Here is a 22,806-nt window from a genome sequence, read left to right on the forward strand (position 1 = left end):
ACGGAAGTTAAGCTCCTCAGCGCCGATGGTACTGCGTGGGTAACCGCGTGGGAGAGTAGGTCGCCGCCGACCCATTCTTATAGAGGCCGGATCTCATACGAGATCCGGCCTTTTTGCGTTGGGCCCCTCCGGTTTGGACCCCTCGGGGATTCGGCCGGGTTTGCCTACGGTTGTAGTAGGGGCGACCGGCCGGTCGCCCCTACTACTTGAAATCGCGAATCCCAGGCGTTAGTGTTCTTCCTGTAAGACAAAGTGCGGATGAAACCACGAAGCGGAGCAAGGGGATGCGCCTGCACGATGTGAAAACCTTCTTGAGGGAGCAGCCGTCGAAGGACCTCTATTACGTGGGCTTTCTAAAGATCAACGGCGGATGGATTCCCTTGTGTGTTCTGAGGGAGCCCGGCGTGAGTGAGCGTTTGGACACCATGCTCGTGGGCCGAGGGTACGAGCCCGTAAAGGAGGCCGTGGACGCCTACGCCGATCAGGTGGCCGCCGTCCAGGAGACCTTTGTGCAGTATCTTCTGGTGGAAGAAATCGCAAATTTGGTGGAGCGGTACGGAGTTTCCTGGATTGGCGAGCTGGAGTCGGATACGGAGGGCGGCTGCGACTGCGGTTGCGGGTGTGGGTGAGAGCCCCCATGCTCCGACGACAAGGGAGGCGATGATGGCTCGCATCATTTACTGTCATCCGGCGAAGACCAGGTATGCTTTCCATGTTTATACGGATCTGGATTTTTGGGACGCGCGGAAGATCCTGAAAGACATAGCCACAGTGAAGCGAAACTTCGGCCAAAATCCCCCCGGGGATGAATTTCCGACCCAGATCGTCCTGGAGCAGGCCCCGCCCTGTGTGATGGAAGCGGTCAAGAGGAGGTTGGAGCGGGCCATTGCGTCTCCCCCCCGGCACGTGGTGGTCCAGGCCCTTCTCATGGAGGATTTCTTTGAGTTCGACACCTCCGACTATTTTCCTCCCCGCTGGTCCCGGTCCCAGAGGGAACACTTCCTGCGGTTCAGGCTGCCCACTCAGCACGGTATTTTGAACAGCCCTTATAATACCTACCGGTTGGATTGGCATGGGACACGGGTTCGGGTGGTCCCTGTGAAACGAAGCACAAAGCACGACCCGGTGATCCGCACTCGCAAAGATGCCAAGCGCCATGAGATTGTTCCCACCTGTTTCTAGAAACCTTCAATATCTTTAGATATAGTGTGTTTGGGGGGTTGGAGGGCCTCTGGCCGAAACCGTGCAAAGGGGTGGCTTGTGCATCCGGCCAAAACGAGTTGACAATCGGACATTGATCCTATATGGATAGGTGTCTCATAGGTTGGGCGGTTACGTGCGCTTTTTCGCACGGCTTCGCCCCGGTAGCGGTCCTTCCCCGAAACCCATGGCCCATTGACGCTCGGCAGGCATATGTATGGCGGGACGCATGACCCTTCAATCAGAGAAAGCCCACTCTTTCCCAAAGGGGGCTGCATCTCTGTCCAAAATACGCGGACGCTCGACTGTAATTCATCGTTTTATAAGCTTCTTTGCTGGTTTCAGGGCTTTGCCGTGAAGGGGCTCTTCGATCCCCCCGGAGGATGCCCTGTGGCCGTTGGAATTTAGTTGTTGTTACGGAAGTTCTTGCCAATCGTTTGGAAGCAGGAAGAGGAGGAGAGACCCCACAAGAGCAATGGGCTGGTGTCTTAAATGAAAATTTGCACAAACTTCGAAAGGAGGGAGTAGCCTTGGCGTTCGAACCTGCAAAACAAAAATACACTGGAAGCATCCGCGAAGTGGTTCTCGGAACCGGCGACAAGGCGGTGAAGATTGGCGGCCGTTCGGCCTACCCCTTTTACACCTTTGAGGGGGAGATGCCCAATCCTCCCAAGGTCGCCATGGAGATCTGGGACAAGGACCCCAACGGGGAATGGTCAGAAGTGGCTCTGGAGCCCTTCAAGGACGTGGTGAGCGATCCGGTGGCTTGGGCCAAGAAGTGCGTGGAAGAATACGGCGCCGAGATCCTGGTCATCCAGACCAAGAGTGCTGATCCCAACGCGGAAAACAAGCCGGCGGTGGAGGTTGCCGAAGTCGTCAAGAAGGTGGTGGACGCAGTGGATGTTCCCGTGGTGGTTTGGGGTGTGGCCAACCACGAGAAGGACACCGAGGTGATGCGGGCGGTTGCGGAAAAGTGTGCCGGCAAGAACGTGGCCATCGCTCCGGTGGAGGAAGGCGACTACAAGCAGATCGGTGCCGCATGCCTCGGCTACAAGCACACGGTGGTGGCTTCCTCTCCCATCGACGTCAACCTTGCCAAGCAGCTCAATATCCTGCTCAACAACCTGGGTGTTCCGGAAAACAAGATCGTGATTGACCCCACCACGGGTGGCTTGGGCTACGGCTTGGAGTACACCTATTCGGTGATGGAACGCATCACCCAGGCGGCCCTGACTCAAGGCGACGACAAACTCCAGCAGCCCATCATCTGTAATGTGGCCAACGAAGTCTGGAAGTGCAAGGAAGCCAACCAGACCACGGAAGAGGCCCCCGAGCTGGGCGACCAGAAGACCCGCGGTGTGATGATGGAAGCCGTAACGGCCATCGACCTGCTGCTGGCCGGAGCGGATGTGGTGGTCATGCGCCACCCCGAGGCCATCCAGCTGGTGAAGGGCTTCATTGAAAAGATGATGTAAATACGCCCGATCTCGCGGCGCAGCAATCGCCCCAGGAAGGGGAAGTGAGGTGTTCTATGGCCGAAGAGAAAAAGAAAAAAGAATACAATTTCAGGGAATTTTCCACGTGCGAGGCCACGATCCAGATGCTGCAGAAGGCGGCGGCGGACGGGGTGGAGACGGCCTTTCAGCGGGCGGCCGAGATGAAGGCGTGCCCCATCGGGGCGGATTCGGCCTGTTGTAAGCACTGCGCCATGGGGCCGTGCCGTCTGAACTCGAAGGATCCCTACTCCAAGGTGGGGGTGTGCGGGGCGACCATCGACACCATCGCGGCCCGGAACTTCGCCCGCATGGTGGCTTCGGGCTGTGCGGCCCATACGGACCACGGCATGAGCATGCTGGACGTGTTCCGCGAGGTGGTGAACGGCCGCATCGCCGACTACAAGATCAAGGATGAGGAAAAGCTTCGGAGCGTGGCGGCGAGCATCGGCATCGAGGTGGAAGGCCGCGAGACCATGGAGATCGCCAAGGATCTCTATGAGGAACTGGAGCGGACCTACACCCAGGTGGACGGCGAGATTCCGTTCGTGAGCCGTGTTCCGAAAAAGACCCTGGAGACCTGGCGAAAGCACGGGGTGGTCCCTCGTGGGGCCATGCGCGAGATCATGGAGATCATGCACCGGTCCCACATGGGCGTGGACCAGGACTACGAGAACATCGTGAAGCAGTGTTCGCGGACGGCCCTGGCCGACGGCTGGGGCGGGTCCATGGTGGCCACGGAGATTTCCGACATCCTGTTCGGAACCCCCAAGCCGCTGGTGGCGGGCGTGAACATGGGCTTCTTGAAGGAAGACCATGTGAACATCATCGTCCACGGCCATGAGCCCAATCTGTTCGAGTCCATGATCGACTCGGTGAACGATCCGGAACTGGTGGCCAAGGCCAAGGAAGCCGGGGCCGCGGGGATCAATCTGTTGGGCATGTGCTGCTCGGGCGCGGAAGTGCTTTCCCGGCACGGGGTGCCCCATGCGGGTAACTTCATGAGCACGGAGGCGGTGATCGCCACGGGCGCCGTGGACGCCATGGCGGTGGATGTGCAGTGCATCAAGCAGGCCCTGGTGCAGATGAGCGAATGCTACGGGACGAAGTTTTTCACCACCAACCCGCGGGCCAAGATCGAAGGGGCTCAGCACGTGGAGTTCCACGAGCATGAGCCGAGAAAGTGCACCAACAAGGTGGTGGAGATGGCCATCGAGCGGTTCAAGAACCGTCCGGGTCGGGTGGTGATTCCGCAGCGCCGCGACATGGGCGTGCACGGGTTCAGCCACGAGTACATCAACTACATGCTGGGCGGGACGTTCCGCGGCAGCTACACACCGCTCAACGACAACATCATCAACGGCCGGATCCGCGGCGTGGCGGGCGTGGTGGGCTGCACCAACCCGCGGGTGAAGCAGGACTGGGTGCACGTGGAGCTGGTCAAAGAGCTCATCAAGAACAACGTCTTGGTGGTGCAGACGGGCTGTTCGCAGATCGCGCTGGCCAAGGCGGGGCTCATGAAGCCGGATGCGGCGGTTCTGGCCGGCGACGGCCTGGCGGAGGTGTGCGAGACGGTGGGCATGCCGCCGGTCTTGGGCTGCGGCTCGTGCGTGGACAACAGCCGGATCTTGATTGCCTGTGCGGAGATGGTCCGCGTGGGCGGGCTGGGAGAGAGCATCGCGGATCTTCCGGTGGCGGGAGCGGCGCCGGAGTGGATGAGCGAAAAGGCCATCAGTATCGGCCAGTACTTTGTGGCGTCGGGTGTGTTCACGGTCTTCGGCGTGACCTTCCCGACGATTAAGGAGACCAAGTTCCACAAGCTGCTCTTCGAGGGCCTGGAGCAAATGGGCTTCGGCAAGTGGGGCTTCGCCGCGGATCCCTACGAGATGGCCCGGATGATGATCGACCATATCGACAAGAAGCGGGAAGCGCTGGGCATCATGGGTCCGCGCGAACGCAAGCTCTTCGACATGGCCGACCGTCGCGCCCTGGATTAGGAGTGTCCGGCGGGCGCCGTTTCGCGCACCATCGAACCACGGCGCCCGACCGCACAATCTCCGGTTGGAAACCGGAAGAGGCGGTCCTTCTAGCGAGCCAACGCCCTTAAGAAAAGGAGTTTTGATATGTCTCGGTTAGTCGCATTTGCTGCGATCCAAGGTGCCTACAACATCGTGTCCAAGGCCGAGGGGAAATTCAGGGAGGCCATGGACAAGTACGGGCCGAACCAGCCGTTGGAATTTCCCAACACGGCTTATTATCTGCCCATCATCTATTCGATTTTGGGGATCAAGGTGGAAAAGCTGGCCGATGCCGAGCCGGTCCTGGAGCGCTGCAAGAAGCTCCTGCCTCCCCACATCAAGGGGCGGATCCACACGCCGTACCTGGGCGGCACGCTGGATGCCGGTATGGCGGCAATCCTGGCGGAAGAGATCGTGGAAGCCATCCGCTACGTGGAAGATCCGGATTTCTACCTGCCTACGGAAGACCCGGATCTGGAAAACGGGCGGATCTGGCTGGGCGCGGCAGATGATACCATCATGCGCAAGCGCGGTATCGAATTCGTGGACGGCAGCGCACCCGGTTTCGCCGCCATCGTGGGCGCCGCCCCGGATCCGGAAACGGCCAAGATGATTGCGGAAGAGTATCAACGCAAGAATCTTTACGTCTTCATGTGCGCCAACCAGGCCGGCACCACCTTCACGGAACAATTGATCGAGGCCGGCGTGCAGATCGGTTGGTCCACGCGTCTGGTTCCGTTCGGCCCCGACATTTCCGCCGCCGTCTTTGCCCTGGGATTTGCCAATCGCGCGGCCATGGCGTTCGGCGGCGTGGAACCGGGAGACTATCGCAAGATTCTCCTTTACAACAAGGACCGTATCTTTGCGTTTGTGAACGCCTTGGGTGAGGTAAACGCCGAATGGGCGGCCAATGCGGCGGGTGCCATCAACTGGGGCTTCCCGACCATCGCCGACACGGACATCCCGGAGATCCTTCCCACCGGTATCTGTACCTACGAACACGTGGTTTCCAGTGTGCCCCACGATCACATCTGCTCCAAGTCCATCGAAGTGCGCGGCCTGAAGGTGACCGTCACGGAAGTGCCCGTCCCGGTTTCCTACGGTCCGGCTTTCGAAGGCGAACGCGTTCGCAAGGACGATGTGTACTTGGAATGCGGCGGCGGCAAGACGCCCTGCTTCGAGCTGGTTCGCATCGCCGACATGGACCAGGTGGAGGATGGCAAGGTGGAAGTGATCGGCCCGGACATCAAGGACGTGGAACCGGGCAGCCGCCTGCCTTTGGGCGTAATCGTGGAAGTGGCCGGCCGCAAGATGCAGGAAGATTACGAGCCGATCCTGGAGCGGCAGATCCATCACCTGGTGAACTACGCCCAGGGTGTCATGCACATCGGCCAGCGCGACATCGCCTGGTACCGGATCGGCAAGTCGGCCGTGGAAAAGGGCTTCACCATGGAGCACATCGGCAAGATCCTCCACGCCAAGTTCCATCAGGACTTCGGGGCGATCTTCGACAAGTGCCAGGTGAAGATCTACACGGACGAAGCCAAGGTGAAGGAGCTTTTGCCGGTGGCCCAGCAGATGTACAGGACCCGCGACGAGCGCATCGAGGGCATGACCGACGAGACCACGGAGATCTACTACTCCTGTACGCTGTGCCAGTCCTTCGCGCCCACCCACGTGTGCGTGGTGAGCCCCGAACGGACGGGTCTTTGCGGCGCCTACAACTGGCTGGACTGCAAGGCCTCCTATGAAATCAACCCCACGGGCCCCAACCAGCCCATCGCCAAGGGGGAAACCCTGGATGCCCGCTACGGCAACTGGAAGGGCGTGAACGAGTTCGTGGAAAGGGCCTCGCGCGGTGCCGTGTCTTCCTATAACTTCTACAGCGTGGTCTACGATCCCATGACCACCTGTGGCTGTTGTGAATGCATCGCCGCGGTTCTCCCCATGTGCAACGGCGTCATGACCGTCAACCGCGAGTACATGGGCATGACCCCCTGCGGCATGAAGTTCACCACCCTGGCCGGGACCATCGGTGGCGGGAACGTCACGCCCGGCTTTGTGGGCCACAGCAAGTACAACATCACCCAGCGTAAGTTCATCGCCGGCGACGGCGGCCTGAAGCGCCTGGTGTGGATGCCCAAGATGCTCAAGGAAGAAATCCGCGAGCGTCTGATCAAGCGCGGTGAAGAGATCGGCATTCCCAACTTCATCGACATGATCGCCACGGAAGAACAGGGCGTCACCGAAGACGAAATCCTGCCCTTCCTCCAGGAAGTGGGCCATCCGGCCCTGGAGATGGAGCCGATTCTCGGTTAAGGACGGGCCGGGGCGTTGGCCCCGGCCTTCCACGGGTTGAACGATAGAGACGATGAGGAGACGAGCTGATGGGCTTGACAGGAATTGAGATCTTTAAACTTCTTCCCAAAACCAACTGCGGTGATTGCGGTGTTCCCACCTGCCTGGCCTTCGCCATGAACCTGGCGTCGGGAAAGGCCGAATTGGACGCGTGTCCCCACGTGTCGGAAGAGGCGAAGGAAAAGCTGGCGGCCGATTCCGCCCCTCCGGTTCGCCCTCTGACCGTGGGTGCCGGCGACTATGCGGTGAAGGTGGGCGGCGAGACGGTTCTTTTCCGCCACGAGAAGACCTTCGTCAATAAGCCGGGTTTGGCCACCCTGGTGACCACCGATGAAGATGAGGCCTCGGTGAACGGCAAGCTGGAGCGGTTCAAGGCGTGCCAGTTCGAGCGCGTGGACCTGAACCTGCGTCCCGAAATGTTCGCCGTTAAGGATACGTCGGGCGATGCGGCCAAGTTTACGGCACTGGCCAAGAAGATTTCCGATGCCACGGGGGCGGCTCTGATCCTCATGTCCGACAGCGTCGATGCCCTGAAGGCCGCCGCCACGGAGCTCAAGGATCAAAAGCCCATGATCTATGCCGCCACGGCGGACAATGCCGACGCGCTGGGCGAGCTGGCCAAGGAGACGGGATGCCCGCTGGCCGTCAAGGGCGACGGAACGCTTGACGGCGTGATCGCCTTGACGCAGAAGCTGACCGGCATGGGTCTCAAGGATCTCATCATCGACACGGGCACGCGCGACCTCAAGAAGGCCTTCGAAGAGCAGATCCATATCCGTCGGGCGGCCATCAAGGACCGCTTCCGCCCGCTGGGCTTCCCCACCATCGTGTTCGCCAACGAGATGGCCGACGATCTGTTGAACGAAGGCGTGGTGGCGGCCACGTTCATCGCCAAGTACGCCGCGTTCATCGTCATGAGCGATGTGAAACCGGAAGTGACCTTCCCGCTGCTGTTGGAACGCCTCAACATCTACACCGACCCGCAACGGCCCATGACCGCCGAGCAGGGGATCTATCCCATCAACAACCCGGATGAAAACTCCCCGGTTCTGGTCACCTGCAACTTCTCGCTCACCTACTTCATCGTGGGCGGCGAAATCGAATCCAGCCGTCAGCCGGCTTGGCTTCTGGTTCAGGATACGGAGGGCCTTTCGGTCATGACCGCCTGGGCCGCCGGAAAGTTCAACGGCGAGACCGTGGGCACCTTCGTGAGCAAGTGCGGAATCATGGACAAGGTGAAGCACAAATCCATCGTGATTCCCGGCTATGCGGCGGCCATCAGCGGTGAGCTGGAAGAAGAGCTGCCCGGCTGGACCGTGGTGGTGGGTCCGCGGGAAGCGAGCCACATCCCCAAGTTCCTCAAGGAATTCAAGCCGGAGTAGGCTTCCTGCGTGTTGGGCACAGGGGCGCCGGAAGGGCAATGGGTGGCCTTTCCGGCGCTTCCCCGCCCTTGGATCGTGAGACCATAACCTCGAAGTGGAGGAGGGGACGAACCCATGAAGCTCATTGGCGAAAACTTGAACATCATGAGCAAGAAGTACGGCAAGGCCCTGAAGGAGCGCGACGCCAAGACCTTGCAGGAACTGGCGGTACAGGAAGCCGAAGCCGGCATGGACTATATCGACCTGAACATCGGCCCTGCCGGGAAGACGGGCGAAGAGCTCATGTCCTGGCTGGTGCCCGTGATCCACGAAGTGGTGGATCTGCCGCTGGCGCTGGATACTTCCAACATCAAGGCCATCGAAGCGGGCCTGAAGGCGCACAAGAAGGGCCGCGCCATGATCAACTCCATCATGGTCCGCCCCGAACGCATGGACGCCCTGCTGCCCCTGGCCAAGGAATACGACGCCGAATTCATCGGCCTGCTGTGGGGTCCCGAGGGCATGCCCCGCGACGAGAACGAACGCGGCGCCCTGTGTGCCGAGCTGCTGTTCCGGGCTAGCGAAATGGGCATTCCGCCCGAAAGGATTTACATCGATCCGATTCAGACCCCGGTCAACGTGCAGCAGAACCAGATCATGAGCGCCCTCAACTTCATGAAGATGTTCCCCGACATGGCCCCGGGCTGCAGCTCCACCATCGGTCTTTCCAACGTGTCCAACGGCGCTCCGGAACACCTGAGGCCGATTCTGAACCAGGTCATGCTCATCCTGTGGAAGCGCTGGGGCATGCAGTCGGCCATCGTGGACACCTTCGACTACGAGCTCCACAAGATCGCCCGCGGCGAGCGCCCCGAACTGGAAGCCCTGGTGGCCAAGGTGGAAGACGGAGAAGAGATCGACATGGCGTCTCTCACCAAGGAAGAACAGGACTTCGTGAAGACCGCCCGCGTCATTCTCGGCCACACGCTCTATTCCGACTCCTGGCTTGAGGTGTAGCTCGTCTTTGCAACCTCGCTTGCCGGATCCACAACTGAACAAAAACCCCATCTTTTGCGAGGTGGGGTTTTTGCGTCTTGGTACGCCGAGTTTGGGTTGCTCAAAGATGTTTTGAGTCCGCCCTTGCAAGCGGTTCCAGGTCCGACCGGGAACTTGCCGTGCAAGCGGGATTCATCCTCCCCCGTCACGGGGGTGCCCGTGACAACAGTGGAGAAAGCGCGCTTTTCAGGAGTGCATACTCATGGGGGTTAAGGATTGTGCGCCCCTGTATCCCGTGGGCATGGACGATAGCTGGAAGTCACTTAGAGGCGGGTGGGGGACCTGGCCGATTCAATGAAACGGTTTCTGGTTGTTGAACTGGGGGAAGAGTTTCTTTGGAGGCAGGAGGGAGAGCCGGATCATGGGAAAGAAATTCGTCTACTTCTTTGGTGAAGGCCAAGCGGACGGCAGTGCGCAGATGAAGGACTTGCTGGGCGGCAAGGGAGCCAATCTGGCGGAGATGACCCGCCTGGGAATCCCCGTGCCGCCGGGCTTTACCATCTCCACCGAGGTCTGCACTTACTATTACCGGAACAAGGGGAAGTATCCCGAGGGGCTGGAGGAGGAAGTGCGGGAAGCCCTTGCGCGCCTGGAAAAGATCATGGGGCGTCGTTTCGGAGATCCGGAAAAGCCCCTGTTGGTTTCCGTCCGGTCCGGTGCGGCGGTCAGCATGCCGGGCATGATGGACACCGTGCTCAATCTCGGCCTCAACGACACCACGGTGGAAGGGCTGGCCAAGGAAACGGGAGACCCCCGGTTCGCCTACGACTGTTATCGACGCTTTCTTTCCATGTATGGGGACGTGGTCCTGGGGCTCAAGCCGGAATCCGAGGACGATATCGACCCGTTTGAAGAGATCATCGACCAACTGAAAAAGAGCCGGGGTGTGGAGTTCGACAATCAGCTCCAAGCCGAGGACTTGAAGAAACTGGTCCAACGCTACAAGGAACTCATTCGAAAGAAGACCGGACGCGATTTTCCGCAGGAGCCGATGGATCAGCTGTGGGGGGCCATCGGCGCCGTTTTCGGCTCGTGGGACAATCCCCGCGCCATCGCCTACCGGGAGCTGAACGGCATTCCGGACGACATGGGCACGGCGGTGAATGTGCAGTCCATGGTCTTCGGCAACATGGGAGACGATTGCGCCACGGGCGTGGCCTTCACCCGAAATCCCGCTACGGGCGAAAACGTCCTCTATGGGGAGTACCTGGTGAACGCCCAGGGGGAAGACGTGGTGGCGGGCATCCGCACTCCCCAGCCCATCAACAAGGCCCAGAAGACGGATCCGGCCCAGGTGTCCCTGGAAGAAGCCATGCCCGAGGCCTACGCCGAGCTGGAGCGGATTCGAAAGATCCTGGATCGCCACTACCGGGACATGCAGGACATCGAGTTCACCATCCAGCGGGGCAAGCTCTGGATGCTCCAGACCCGCAACGGCAAGCGCACCGGTTTCGCCGCCTTCAAGATCGCGGTGGACATGGTGCGCGAAGGCATCCTGACCCAAGAGGAAGCGCTCATGCGGGTGGAGCCCAACCAGCTCAACCAGCTGCTGCGGCCCATCTTCGACCTGGAGGCGAAACAGAAGGCCGTGGCCTCGGGGGCCCTCTTGGCCAAGGGCCTGAACGCCGGGCCGGGAGCCGCCTCGGGGCGGGTGGTTTTCAATGCCGTGGACGCGGAAGAATGGGCCGAGCGCGGTGAGCAAGTCATTCTGGTTCGCCTGGAAACGTCCCCGGACGACATCCGCGGCATGCACGCCGCCCAGGGGATCCTCACTTCCCGGGGCGGAATGACGTCCCATGCCGCACTGGTGGCCCGTCAGATGGGCAAAGTCTGCGTGGTGGGCTGCGGGGATCTGGAGATCGATTACAAGAAGCGGCAGATGTCCGCCAACGGCCGTGTGATCCGGGAAGGCGACTGGATCTCTCTGGACGGCTCCACCGGCGAGGTTTTTGAAGGGCGTATCCCTACCAGGCCGTCCGAAGTTCTGCAGGTGGTGGAAGGAACGCTCAAGCCCGAGGAATCCACCATCTATCAGGATTACAAGTCCCTGATGGAATGGGCGGACAAGGCCCGCCGTCTGGGGGTCCGCACCAACGCGGACCAGCCGGATCAGGCGCAAACAGCCTTGGCCTTCGGAGCGGAAGGCATCGGCCTGTGCCGCACCGAGCACATGTTCTTCGAGGGCGAACGGATCAACGTGGTCCGGGAGATGATCCTGGCTCGGACCAAGGAAGGCCGGGAAAGGGCGCTGGCCAAGCTGCTGCCCATGCAAAGGGAGGATTTCAAGGGCATCTTTCGCGTCATGAACGGTCTTCCGGTGACCATCCGGACCCTGGATCCGCCTTTGCACGAATTCCTGCCCACGGAAGATGCGGATATCCGTGCCGTGGCTCAGCAGATGGGGGTGGAGGAAGAGGAGGTGCGGGCCAAGCTCCAGGCCTTGCATGAGGCGAACCCCATGCTGGGACATCGCGGCTGCCGCCTGGGGGTGGTCTATCCGGAAATCACGGCCATGCAGGCCCGGGCGATCCTGGAAGCCGCCTGCGAGGTGACGAAGGAAGGCGTGGAGGTGCATCCGGAGATCATGATCCCCCTGGTGGGTCATGTGGCGGAACTGGAGGATCAGAAGCGCGTCGTGGACCAGGTGGCCCGGGAGGTCATGGATGCGCACGGCGTGGAGGTCCATTACCTGGTGGGGACCATGATCGAGGTTCCCCGGGGCGCTCTCACGGCCGATGAGGTGGCCAAGGAGGCGGCCTTCTTCTCCTTCGGTACCAACGATCTCACCCAGACCGTGTTCGGCATCAGCCGGGACGACGCGGCCAAGTTCCTGCATCACTATCTGGACAAGAAGATTTGGGATTTCGATCCCTTCGAGAAGATCGACCAGGAAGGGGTGGGCCAGCTCATGCGCATGGGCGTGGAAAAGGGCCGGGCCACCCGCCCCGACCTCAAGGTGGGCATCTGCGGCGAGCACGGCGGTGAGCCCACCTCGGTGGAGTTCTGCCACCGGATCGGCCTGGACTATGTGAGCTGTTCGCCCTACCGGGTTCCCATCGCCCGGCTGGCCGCCGCCCGTGCGGCTATTAGGGAAAAAGGTGAAAGGTAAAAGGTGAAAGGTAAAAGGGGAAAGGTAAAAGGGGAAAGGTGAAAGGGGCTTCGTTGTTCGGGGAGCCCGGTCTGATCCAAAGGCGCTGCTGTGATGATGGTGGAGCCTGAGTGCGAATGCCAGGGGCTCTTGCGTAACAACGAAAGAGACATGCCTTTGCGAACAGGGTGTAGGGGCGAAGGATCCTTCGCCCCTACGGCATGCGTGCATGGAAGCGGGCATGTCTTGTTTCCCACAGAAAAGCGCACCGCGGATTCGGAAGGCCAGGCCCCTTCAGCGGACTTTTCGCCTTTTTCCTTTCCCCTCACCCCCAACGGAGAGGCCATATGGAGCGCCCGATCCGACTGAGACGTTCCCTGTTGTCGGTCCCCGCCAACCGGGAAAAGATGGTGCAAAAGGCCCTGGGGCTTCCGGCGGACGTGGTCATGCTGGACCTGGAGGACAGTGTCCCGGTGGAGGAAAAGGACTCGGCCCGAGGCGCCGTGGTGGAAGCCCTTCGATCGGGGGACTGGCACGGCAAGGTGCGGGCCTACCGCATGAACGACATGGGCACTCCCTTTGCCTATCGGGATGTGATCGATGTGGTGGAGGCGGTGGGGGACCGGGTGGATGTGATCGTGGTGCCCAAGGTGAACGATCCCGCCGAGATCAGGGCCCTGGATTACCTTCTGACCCAGATCGAACAGCGCATGGGGCTCAAGAACCGAATCGGCCTGGAGGCCTCCATTGAAACGGCCCAAGGGATGGCACGGGCCTGTGAGATCGCTGCCAGCTCCGAGCGCCTGGAGGCCTTGGTCTTCGGTGTGGCCGACTACGGGGCGTCCGTGGGGATGCCCAGCCGGGGGGTGAGCGGCCACGGGGATGCGGAGGTGGACTATCCGGGGCATCGATGGCACTATCCTCTGAGCCACATGGTCATGGCCGCCAAGGCGGCGGGGCTGGCCGCCTTGGACGCCCCCTACGGCGATTTCCGGGACGAAGAGGGCCTTCGCCGCTCCTGCGCCCTGAGCCGCGCGTTGGGATACGACGGCAAATGGGCCATCCACCCGGCGCAACTGGAAGCGATCAACGCCGTCTTCACCCCGGAGGAAGAAGACGTGAAACGGGCCCTTCGCATCGTAGAGGCCTACGAGGAGGCGCGGTCCCGGGGGGCGGGGTCCGTGGCCGTTGATGGAAAAATGGTGGACGCCGCCTCCGTGCGCCTGGCCCAGGTGACCGTGGCTTCCTGGCGCTTGATCGAGCAGAAGAGGAAAGTAACACCCGTATCGGAATAATTCCGTAGTATTTACTCCGGTTTCATTGAAAAGCCGGCATGTTGCGTGTCCATCTTCCCGTTCCTTTTGCCTTGAATGTGGTCCAGAGAACTTAGGGGGCGGTGGGAAACGTTCTCCTTTGGACTCGGATGGTCTCCAGGTTGCAGCGATCGCTCATTTCCCGTTTCAGCGCCAGGTGCGTCCGGCTGGTAAAGGTTTCAGCAAGGATTCGACAAGGAGTTGACGGATGACGACAGGCCGGTGGAATTCGGGGAGTGAGTATTTGCCTGCGGGGGGGACTGCCCCCCTGGATCCCGCCTCGTCGCTGAAGGAAAAAATCCTTCGCCAGCACAACGAGCTGCAGATCCTCTTTGACATTTCTTCGGCCATCCATAGTTCTCCCCGCCTGGAGGACGTTCTCCATCAATCGCTCATGGCCATCCTACGCACGCTGCGTTTCAAGATGGGAGCCATTTACTTGCTCCGTGCCGACGAACGGGGGGAGCGGGTCATGTCGCTGGCCGCCCAGCAGGGCTTTTCGTCGACCCTGGTTTCCAGCATTCGATCCTTCCCGGTCAAGGAATCCTGGCTACGCGACTTCGGAAAAAGAGAGCCCGTGGTCTGGCTTCGCCTGGACCACCTCTTTTTCCCGGATCTGCGGGAGAGGATGGCCGGAGAAGGGATTCAGGAGATCGTGCGCATCGCTCTCTTCACCCAAAACGGGATCCTGGGGCTTCTCTACGTGGCCAACCACGGGGAACTGCAGATTCGCCCCGACCGCAAGGAATTCCTGACCACCATCGGCCAGCAGATCGGAGTGGCCATCGAAAACGCCCAGCTTTTCGAATCCGTGCAGCGCGCCAAGACGGAGCTGGAAATCAGTTTCGACGCCATCCAGCACAGCATCTTTCTCGTGGAGGCATCGGGTCGGATCCTGAGGGTGAACCGGACCACGGAAGACGTGTACGGGGTCAAAGAGACACTCCTGGGGTCTCCCTACTGGCGAGTGCTCTATTCCACGGCCGAGCCTCCCAGCGGCTGTCCCATCCGGGAGTGCATGTGGTCCAAGAGACCGGTGCAAAAGGAAGGGCCCCATCCCCGATGGGGCGGCTTTTATCGTTTCTACGCTTTTCCCGTCCTCAACTTGTCGTCCCAATTGGAGCGGATCGTCTATTACGAAAAGGACGAAACGGAAGCCCGGCGCCTGGAACAGCGCTTGCAACAAACGGAACGCCTGAAGTCCCTGGGAACCCTGGCCGCGGGTATCGCCCACGAGATCCGAAACCCTCTGGCCACCATCAACTTCAACGCCCAGATGCTCCAGCGGGAACTGGAGCTGGATGAGAGCCAATCCCAGATGCTGGGGGACCTGCTCCAGGAGGTGCGGAAAATCGACACGATTGTGCGGGAAGTGTTAAGTTTTGCCCGGCCCAGGGAACCCCAGTTCCTTTCGGCGAATCTCAACGACATTGTGCGCCATTGTCACAATCTTTCCAAGGTGCACATCCGGAAAGCCCATGTGGACTTCCGCATGGAGTTGGAGGAAGGGCTTCCCGATCTGGTGATGGACTCGGACCAGATCAGCCAGGTGGTGATGAATCTTTTGATCAACGCGGTGGAAGCCATGCCCCAAGGGGGAAGGCTGACGGTGCGGACCCGCTATGCCGACGAAATCCCCGCCGTCGTGCTCAGCGTGGAAGATACGGGAGAGGGCATCCTGCCGGAAGACGAAGGACGCATCTTCGATCCCTTCTTCACGCGGAAGGCGGAAGGCACGGGGCTGGGACTGAGCATTTGCCGTCGCATCCTGGAGCGGCACGGGGCCCATATGGAAGTGGAGAGCACCTGGGGCGAAGGAAGCACCTTCCGGGTGATCTTCCCCTTGGACGAGAAGAACCGGGAACCGGCGGCGGAAGGAACCCGACTGAACTGATCCCCCTTCCCTGTGGGGGCGACGTGGAAGCTGAATGCGAGCCAAGCAAAAGATTCTCATTATCGACGATGAAGCGGGGTTTCGGGGCGCCATCAAGCGCTTCCTGGAAAAGGACTACAGCGTGGAAGAGGCGGAATCCGCCGCCCGGGGCTTCGAAAAGGCGGTGGAGACGGAACCGGACCTGGTGCTTCTGGACATCGGACTGCCCGACCAGAGTGGGTTGGATCTTCTGGATCGATTGAAAAGCCTGCGTCCGTCGCCCACCGTGGTGATGGTCACCGCCTACGAGCAGGTCCGGGATGTGGTCCAGGCCATGCGAAAGGGGGCCTTCGACTACCTGGTCAAACCCGTGGACCTGGAGGAGTTTGAGCTCACCGTCAAGCACGCCCTGGAAAACGCCAGTCTCCGGAACGAAGTGGACCGGCTTCGCAGGGAGGTGGAACGGCTCCATCGAGTGCACAAGCTGGTGGGCAGTCACCCCGCCTTTCTGGAGGCTCAAGAGCTGGCCATCAAGAGCGCCCAGAGCGCCGACGCCGGTGTGTTGCTCCAGGGCGAAAGCGGTGTGGGCAAGGAGCTCTTCGCTCGTCTCATCCACAGTTCCAGCCCCCGTTCGGCTTATCCCTTCGTGGCCCTCAATTGTGCCGTCTTCAGCCCGGAAATCATCGAAAGCGAGCTGTTCGGCTATGAGCGGGGCGCTTTCACGGGGGCGCGCACCGAGGGGAAGCAGGGGCTTTTGGAAGCCGCGGACGGCGGGACCCTTTTCCTGGATGAAGTGATCGATCTTCCAGCGGAAGTTCAGGCCAAGCTCCTTCGCGTGTTGGAAGAAAAGGAATTCTACCCGCTGGGATCCACGAAAAAGAAAAGGGTGGATATCCGGGTGGTGTCGGCCTGCAACCGGGATCTCTGGGAAGCGTGCGAAGCGGGGGAGTTTCGCAGGGACCTCTATTTCCGGCTGGCCACCATCCGGATTTTTCTCCCCCCCCTGCGGGAGAGGCGGGAAGATATCATCCCTTTGGCGCGCTTTTTCCTGGAACAGCTCAACGACAAATACATGAAGAGGTTTCGGGACATCAGCCCGGAAGCCCAAGGGCTGCTGCGGTCCTACTCCTGGCCGGGAAACGTGCGGGAGCTTCGAAACACCATGGAAAGAGTGGTTCTCCTGGAGGACGAGGAGCTGGTCCTGCCGCGACACCTCCATTTCCTGACCCCGGAAATGGCCGGGGTTCCCCCAAGCGATTCCGCTCTGGCCTTCCTGTCCGAACTTCCCGAGGAGGAGCTGCCTCTGGAGGAGGCGGAGCGGATGATCATCCAAAAGGCCTACGAAAAGTGCGGCCGAAACAAGTCGAAGACGGCCCGTTACCTTCGGATCCCCCGGCACGTGCTGGTCTATCGGATGAAAAAGTACGGCCTGGAGGACACATGACCTTTGGAGCATTTGGAGAATAGTGTTCATTGGGGTCGAAGGGGGGTGAGAATAATCTTCAGGGCTTGTGAGCCAGTGGAACAAGCCTGTGGAGACGGATCCGGAAGGTCGGCCGTCGCGAGAAGGATCGCTATATGAAGAATATTCGTCATCCTGTGGGAGGAAGTGGCCTCTCTTGAAAGGGGGAAAACGGCCGGGAAGCCTTTTGGAGCAAGGGTCCTTCTCTTTTTCTCGAAATGATCCTGCTGTGGCACGAGAGTTGCTCTAATTGACTTGCGAGCGGAGGCGGTATGAAGCGGAATCTCTCTCTGGTACGACGCGTGCTCCTGGTGGAAAGCGAAGCCCCGTTCAGGCGCTCTTTGGAAAAGTGCTTGAGTAAGGCCGGGTATCAGGTTCTCTCGTGCGGAAGTTGCAGTGAGGCGCTCCGGTTGGCATCGGAAGCTCCCTTTGAACTGGCTGTTACGGAATATCATCTGCCTGACGGCAACGGGGCGAAGCTGGCGCAGAAACTGAAGGAAGCTCATTGTGTATCTCGCGTGGTGCTGATCTCTTTCTACGACCTGGATTTCATTTCTCGTGATGTGGCGGCTGCGGCGGACGGCTTTTTGAAGAAGCCCTTTGATCTCGTGGAGTTCGAGCGCATGCTCCAGCTGGTGTGGAAAGGTCCTGTTCTGGTGGAATTGCCCCGATCCGTCGGCGGCAAGGATATGCCGGCCTCCTATCTCAGGGAAGGGACTCTCTAGATTTGTTTCTCATGCGGATGTTGTTGTGGCGGATGTTACTGCGGCGGTTGGCGAACGGTTGATCTCTCATTCTCCAGTGCATGTGCGAAAGGTTCGCGTTCAAGCGATGGATCCTACTGTTCTTGATGCGCAATCTCGATTCCAGGTGACCTCTTCCCGTTCACGATCCTGATCCTCCAGAGGAGAGCCCCTTTTCCAGTGAAAGGCCGCAGGGTTTACCCTGCGGCCTTTTGCCATTTCAAGGCTTGTTCTTTTGGCGGAAGAGTTTGTTTTTTCTTGATTTTAGTTGCTGAAAGCCTAAAATGCCTTCTCAGAAGGCAAGTGGTTTGGCTCTGTTTTGAGACTTGTGAAATATTGCTTAAGGGAGGGGAAGGGTGCTGACCGAAAAATTGCAGCTTGTGGAAAAGCTTCAGGAAAAGGGCATGCCTCTCGAAGAGGCTGCGAAGGCCATCGAGTTCGACCCCGAAATCCTCAAGCTCTACTTTGCCAACGATGATTACCCTGTTCCGACGCGCATCCTCAAAAAACTCCAGGAAACGGTCCTGAATTGATGGCCGGATCAAGCACGTCCGTTGATGCCAAGGGGGTGGTTCGTGAACCGCCCCTGGAGGCTGTAGCCTGTTCTGATAACGATCTTGCGGTGGCGCTTGGCCTTTTGCGGGGAATGCCCGTCGTTTTGGTGCGGGGTTTGTGATATAGGGATGTTGTGCGCCCTGGGCGATTTAGCGAGCCGGATTCGACTCTTGGGTTCGATGTGGTTTTCCTTCCTCCGCCTCTCCTCTTGAATTGCTCATCACTTTGCCTCTCGTGATCTTTGGGGTTCACCCGTGGATCTCCTCTCTTCCCGCTGTTTCCGTGGCGGATCCCGTTCTTGGTGGTTGCTCAACTGAAGATGCGCCCGTGCCTATTGGTTTTCTGTGGTGGGATTTGGGCGAAGGCGGAAATTGTGCATTTTAAGTGTCGCGACGATGGACACCTTGTGCTTGTGAATGTAATCACTTGTTGACTGGCAAAATGCCCAGTGATATAGAATTGTTGCCTGCGGCCCGCCAACGGGCCAGGGGGTGTTTTGAGGGGTTTGTGTGAATCTTGGCGCAAGGTACCGTGCACACTTGGTTGAACAAAGGGTGAGGTCGTTCCCTGCGGGCAGGGCGGCGGGTGCCTTCCAGCACCCATGGAATCTAGGGCTTTGGTCGATGGTCTTGGCAGAGGAGGAGGTGTTTTGATGGAGCGACAAAAAAGCTTGGAGGAAAAACTGGCACAAAAGGGCGTGACGCGGCGTGACTTCATGAAGTTCTGCACCTTGGTGTCGGCGACCATGGGTTTGGCCCCCTCGTTCGTTCCCAAGGTGGCAGAAGCGCTCACCAACCCGCAACGCCCACCGGTGGTGTACCTGCATTTTGCGGAGTGCACGGGTTGCACGGAAGCGGTCCTTCGCACCACCTATCCCTGGATCGATGAACTGCTTCTGGAAACCATCTCGGTGGACTATCACGAAACCATCATGGCCGCCGCGGGGCATTCCGTGGAGGAGGTGCTGCACGAGACGGTCAAGAAATACGAAGGCAAGTTCATCTGCGTGGTGGAGGGAGCCATCCCCACGGCGGAAAACGGCATCTACGGCATGATCGCCGGCAAGACCATGCTGGACATCGCCAAGGAGGTCTGCCCCAAGGCCCTGGCCACCATCTGCATCGGTACCTGCTCGAGCTTCGGCGGCGTGCAGGCGGCGGCGCCCAACCCCACGGGAGCCAAGGGGGTGGCGGACGCCCTGGGCGATCTGTTGAAGACGCCGGTGGTGAATGTGCCCGGGTGTCCTCCCAATCCCATCAATTTCGTCGGAACCATTGTCAATTATCTCCTCTTCGGAAAGCTCCCCGAACTGGACGACAAGAAGCGGCCGCTTTTTGCCTACGGCAAGACGGTCCACGACATGTGCCCGCGTCGATCCCACTTTGAAAACGGGGAATTCGTGGAAGAATGGGGATCCGAGGAGGCCAAGCTGGGTTACTGCCTGTACAACTTGGGCTGCAAGGGCCCCGAGACCTACAACAACTGCCCCAAGGTCAAGTTCAACGAAGGGACCAGTTGGCCGGTGCAGGCGGGGCACCCGTGCATCGGCTGCAGCGAGCCGGATTTCTGGGATTCCATGTCCCCGTTCTATGAAGCGCTCTAACACTTGCCGGACGGGCGGACGAATTGGGGCCGAAGCCCCTTCGTGGGAACCGACGATGAAAAGAGGAGAGGAAAAAGATGGCACAACGAATTGTGGTTGACCCCATCACTCGGATCGAGGGTCATTTGCGCATAGAAGTGGAAGTGGCCAATGGCAAGGTGACCAATGCCTGGAGCAGCTCCATGCTGTTCCGCGGCCTGGAGATCATCCTCAAAGGGCGGGATCCCCGGGACGCCTGGCTGTTCACCCAGCGTGCCTGCGGCGTGTGCACCTACGTCCACGGCCTGGCCTCCATCCGGAGTGTGGACGATGCGGTGGGCGTCACCATTCCGGACAATGCCCGCATCATTCGCAACCTCCTCATGGGCGCCCAGTTCCTGCATGACCATATCGTGCACTTCTATCACCTGCACGCTCTCGACTGGGTGGACGTGGTGAGCGCCCTCAAGGCGGATCCGGTCAAGGCCTCCAAGATCGCCAACGACGTGTCCCCGGCCGGCATGAGCGGCCCCAGCGACTTCAAGGCGGTCCAGGCGCGGTTGCAAAAATTCGTGGACAGCGGCCAGTTGGGTCTTTTCGCCAACGGCTACTGGGGCCATCCGGCCTACAAGCTGCCGCCGGAAGTGAACCTCATCGCGGCGGCCCACTACCTGGAAGCCCTGAAGCAGCAGGCCAGAACGGCCCGCATGCATGCGGTCTTCGGCGCCAAGAACCCGCACCTCCAGAGCCTGGTGGTGGGCGGCGTGAGCTGTGCGGCGGACCTCAATCCCGACCGCATCTCCGAATTCCTCTACCTGTGGAAGGAAACCATGGACTTCGTCAACAACGTCTACATCCCGGACGTGTTGGCGGTGGCCGGATTTTACAAGGATTGGGCCGGCATCGGCGGCACCACCAACTTCCTTTGCTACGGCGAATTTCCGCAGAGCGCCAAGGAACCGGAAAGCCTCTTCTTCCCGCGCGGCGCCATCTTCAAGCGGAACCTCCAGAAGGTGGACGGCGTGGATCCGGCCAAGATCACCGAGCACGTCAAGCACAGCTGGTACGAAGGCGACAAGGATCTCAATCCGGCCAAGGGCGAAACCAAGCCCAAGTTCACCAAGCTGGATACGGCCAAGGAATACAGCTGGATGAAGGCGCCTCGCTACAGCGGCGAGCCCATGGAAGTGGGGCCTCTGGCCCGCGTCCTGGTGGCTTACGCCAAGGGACACGAGCCCACCAAGAAGGCGGTGGACGGCGTGCTGAAGCATCTGGGCGTTTCCGCCGATGCGCTCTTCTCCACCTTGGGACGCACGGCCGCCCGGGCCATCGAAACCAAGATCATCGGCGAGGCCATGGAAGGCTGGATCATGCAGCTGGTGGAAAACATCAAGAAGGGCGACACCAAGACCTTCGAGCCCTACGAGATGCCGGACCAGGCCGAAGGTATGGGCTGGAACGACGTGCCCCGCGGCGCCCTGGGCCACTGGATCGAGATCAAGGACAAGAAGATCGCCAACTACCAGCTGGTGGTTCCGTCCACCTGGAACCTGGGGCCGCGCTGTGCGGCCAATAAGCCGGGCCCGGTGGAAGAGGCCCTCATCGGGACCCCGGTGGCCGATCCCAAGCGGCCCGTGGAAATCCTCCGCACGGTCCATTCCTTCGATCCCTGCATCGCCTGCGGTGTGCATGTGATTGACCCCAACACCAACGAAGTGTACAAGTTCAAGGTGGTGTAGGTCATTCTGCCGACGGAAGGCGAAGGGGGATTTCCGGGACGAACTACCGGGACTCAGCGCAAGCAGGGGATTCGGCCGAAGGCCGGATCCCCTTATGCATTGCTGGGGCGGGCCTGGTTCCGCCCGCCGCGACTCTTGAACAAGGCCCTCCCGTGGCCACGACGGGCATTCTATGGAAACGAATCGCATACTGGTTTTGGGTGTGGGGAACATTCTCCTCAAGGACGAAGGGGTGGGCGTGCGCCTTGTGGAGCGCCTGGGGGCGACTTATACTTTTTCGGAAAACGTGGAGCTGATGGATGGCGGTACCCTGGGCCTGCGCCTGCTGGATCCCATCACTCAGGCCGATCACGTGATCGTCATCGACGCGGTCCAAAACGGAGGAGTTCCGGGAACCGTCTACCGGCTGCCGGCCGAGGCGCTCAACAAACGGGTGACCTTCAAGAATTCCATCCACCAGTTGGATCTGTTGGAAACGCTGGCCTATGCCGAAGTGTTGGGCCACCGCCCTTCGGCGGTCATCGTCGGGGTGGAGCCTCAGGACATCTCGCCCTGGGGCACCGAACTCACCGACGGGGTGGCGGCCGCGGTGCCCGAGCTGGAAAGGCTTGTACTGGAGGAGATCCGCAAGGCCGGGGGATCCTGGGCGCCCAAGTATTGTGGACCCCAAAAATGAGACACCATGTTAAGGTGTGTTTTCCAAAGAAAAGGGGGTCCGATGAAACGGAAAAGATTCAGCAAGGAATTTAAGGCGAAAGTGGCCTTGGAAGCGCTCAAAGGCCAGCGGACAGCGATCGAACTGGCTCAGGAGTTCGGGGTCCATGTCAATCAGATCAGTCTGTGGAAGAAGCAGCTGACTGAAAACGCTGCCGAGCTCTTTGACCGTCGGGAGGCCAAGAAGGAAAAGAAGAGAGAAAAAGAGCGCGAGCGGCTTTACCAGAAGGTCGGCCAGCTGCAAGTCGAGG

General features: G+C 60.2%; 17 protein-coding genes and 1 rRNA gene. All 18 read left to right on the forward strand.

The annotated features are described in order from the left end of the window. Positions 1-72: ribosomal RNA gene (gene rrf / locus BUB04_RS17420) — 5S ribosomal RNA — on the forward strand; the annotation flags it as partial. Positions 73-284: 212 nt separating this feature from the next. After that, positions 285-629 (forward strand): hypothetical protein, encoded by a 345-nt coding sequence (locus BUB04_RS17425; protein WP_073041870.1) that lies wholly within the window; start codon positions 285-287, stop codon positions 627-629. A gap of 34 nt (positions 630-663) precedes the next feature. Beyond that, on the forward strand, positions 664-1,182 hold the full coding sequence (locus tag BUB04_RS17430) for a hypothetical protein (RefSeq protein ID WP_143156548.1): 519 nt from the start codon (positions 664-666) through the stop codon (positions 1,180-1,182). Between the two features lie 548 nt (positions 1,183-1,730). Then, positions 1,731-2,675 (forward strand): acetyl-CoA decarbonylase/synthase complex subunit delta, encoded by a 945-nt coding sequence (locus BUB04_RS17435; RefSeq protein ID WP_073041874.1) that lies wholly within the window; start codon positions 1,731-1,733, stop codon positions 2,673-2,675. Between the two features lie 56 nt (positions 2,676-2,731). Next, on the forward strand, positions 2,732-4,690 hold the full coding sequence (cooS, locus tag BUB04_RS17440; protein WP_073041877.1) for an anaerobic carbon-monoxide dehydrogenase catalytic subunit: 1,959 nt from the start codon (positions 2,732-2,734) through the stop codon (positions 4,688-4,690). A gap of 126 nt (positions 4,691-4,816) precedes the next feature. After that, positions 4,817-7,030, forward strand: a complete 2,214-nt coding sequence (gene acsB / locus BUB04_RS17445) for an acetyl-CoA decarbonylase/synthase complex subunit alpha/beta (protein WP_073041879.1) — start codon at positions 4,817-4,819, stop codon at positions 7,028-7,030. Positions 7,031-7,098: 68 nt separating this feature from the next. Next, a complete protein-coding gene (acsC, locus tag BUB04_RS17450; protein WP_073041881.1) occupies positions 7,099-8,451 on the forward strand; it encodes an acetyl-CoA decarbonylase/synthase complex subunit gamma in 1,353 nt (450 codons plus the stop codon). A 114-nt stretch (positions 8,452-8,565) separates the two neighbouring features. Continuing rightward, the gene (locus tag BUB04_RS17455; protein WP_073041883.1) at positions 8,566-9,447 is read left to right on the forward strand and encodes a dihydropteroate synthase; all 882 of its coding nucleotides are present in this window, start codon (positions 8,566-8,568) and stop codon (positions 9,445-9,447) included. Between the two features lie 400 nt (positions 9,448-9,847). Beyond that, complete coding sequence (gene ppdK, locus BUB04_RS17460) at positions 9,848-12,595, forward strand: pyruvate, phosphate dikinase (RefSeq protein WP_073041885.1); 2,748 nt, start codon at positions 9,848-9,850, stop codon at positions 12,593-12,595. 326 nt (positions 12,596-12,921) lie between these two features. Next, positions 12,922-13,869 (forward strand): HpcH/HpaI aldolase/citrate lyase family protein, encoded by a 948-nt coding sequence (locus tag BUB04_RS17465; protein WP_073041887.1) that lies wholly within the window; start codon positions 12,922-12,924, stop codon positions 13,867-13,869. 226 nt (positions 13,870-14,095) lie between these two features. Next, positions 14,096-15,781, forward strand: coding sequence for a sensor histidine kinase (locus tag BUB04_RS17470; RefSeq protein ID WP_073041889.1), 1,686 nt, complete (start codon positions 14,096-14,098; stop codon positions 15,779-15,781). Positions 15,782-15,815: 34 nt separating this feature from the next. Next, complete coding sequence (locus tag BUB04_RS17475) at positions 15,816-17,204, forward strand: sigma-54-dependent transcriptional regulator (protein WP_073041891.1); 1,389 nt, start codon at positions 15,816-15,818, stop codon at positions 17,202-17,204. A gap of 290 nt (positions 17,205-17,494) precedes the next feature. Further along, positions 17,495-17,947: a response regulator gene (locus BUB04_RS17480; protein ID WP_073041893.1), complete on the forward strand. Its 453-nt coding sequence runs from the start codon at positions 17,495-17,497 to the stop codon at positions 17,945-17,947. A 374-nt stretch (positions 17,948-18,321) separates the two neighbouring features. Then, the gene (locus tag BUB04_RS19495) at positions 18,322-18,498 is read left to right on the forward strand and encodes a hypothetical protein (protein ID WP_178372035.1); all 177 of its coding nucleotides are present in this window, start codon (positions 18,322-18,324) and stop codon (positions 18,496-18,498) included. A gap of 674 nt (positions 18,499-19,172) precedes the next feature. Then, positions 19,173-20,123, forward strand: a complete 951-nt coding sequence (locus BUB04_RS17485; protein ID WP_073041895.1) for a hydrogenase small subunit — start codon at positions 19,173-19,175, stop codon at positions 20,121-20,123. Positions 20,124-20,200: 77 nt separating this feature from the next. Beyond that, entirely contained in the window at positions 20,201-21,841 is a 1,641-nt protein-coding gene (locus BUB04_RS17490; RefSeq protein WP_073041897.1) for a nickel-dependent hydrogenase large subunit, read from the forward strand. Between the two features lie 172 nt (positions 21,842-22,013). Next, on the forward strand, positions 22,014-22,517 hold the full coding sequence (locus BUB04_RS17495; protein ID WP_073041898.1) for a HyaD/HybD family hydrogenase maturation endopeptidase: 504 nt from the start codon (positions 22,014-22,016) through the stop codon (positions 22,515-22,517). 42 nt (positions 22,518-22,559) lie between these two features. Next, a partial coding sequence (locus tag BUB04_RS17500; RefSeq protein WP_073041900.1) for a transposase occupies positions 22,560-22,806 on the forward strand: 247 nt, incomplete at its 3' end.

Source organism: Desulfacinum infernum DSM 9756, assembly GCF_900129305.1.
In the GTDB taxonomy this organism is placed as follows: domain Bacteria; phylum Desulfobacterota; class Syntrophobacteria; order Syntrophobacterales; family DSM-9756; genus Desulfacinum; species Desulfacinum infernum.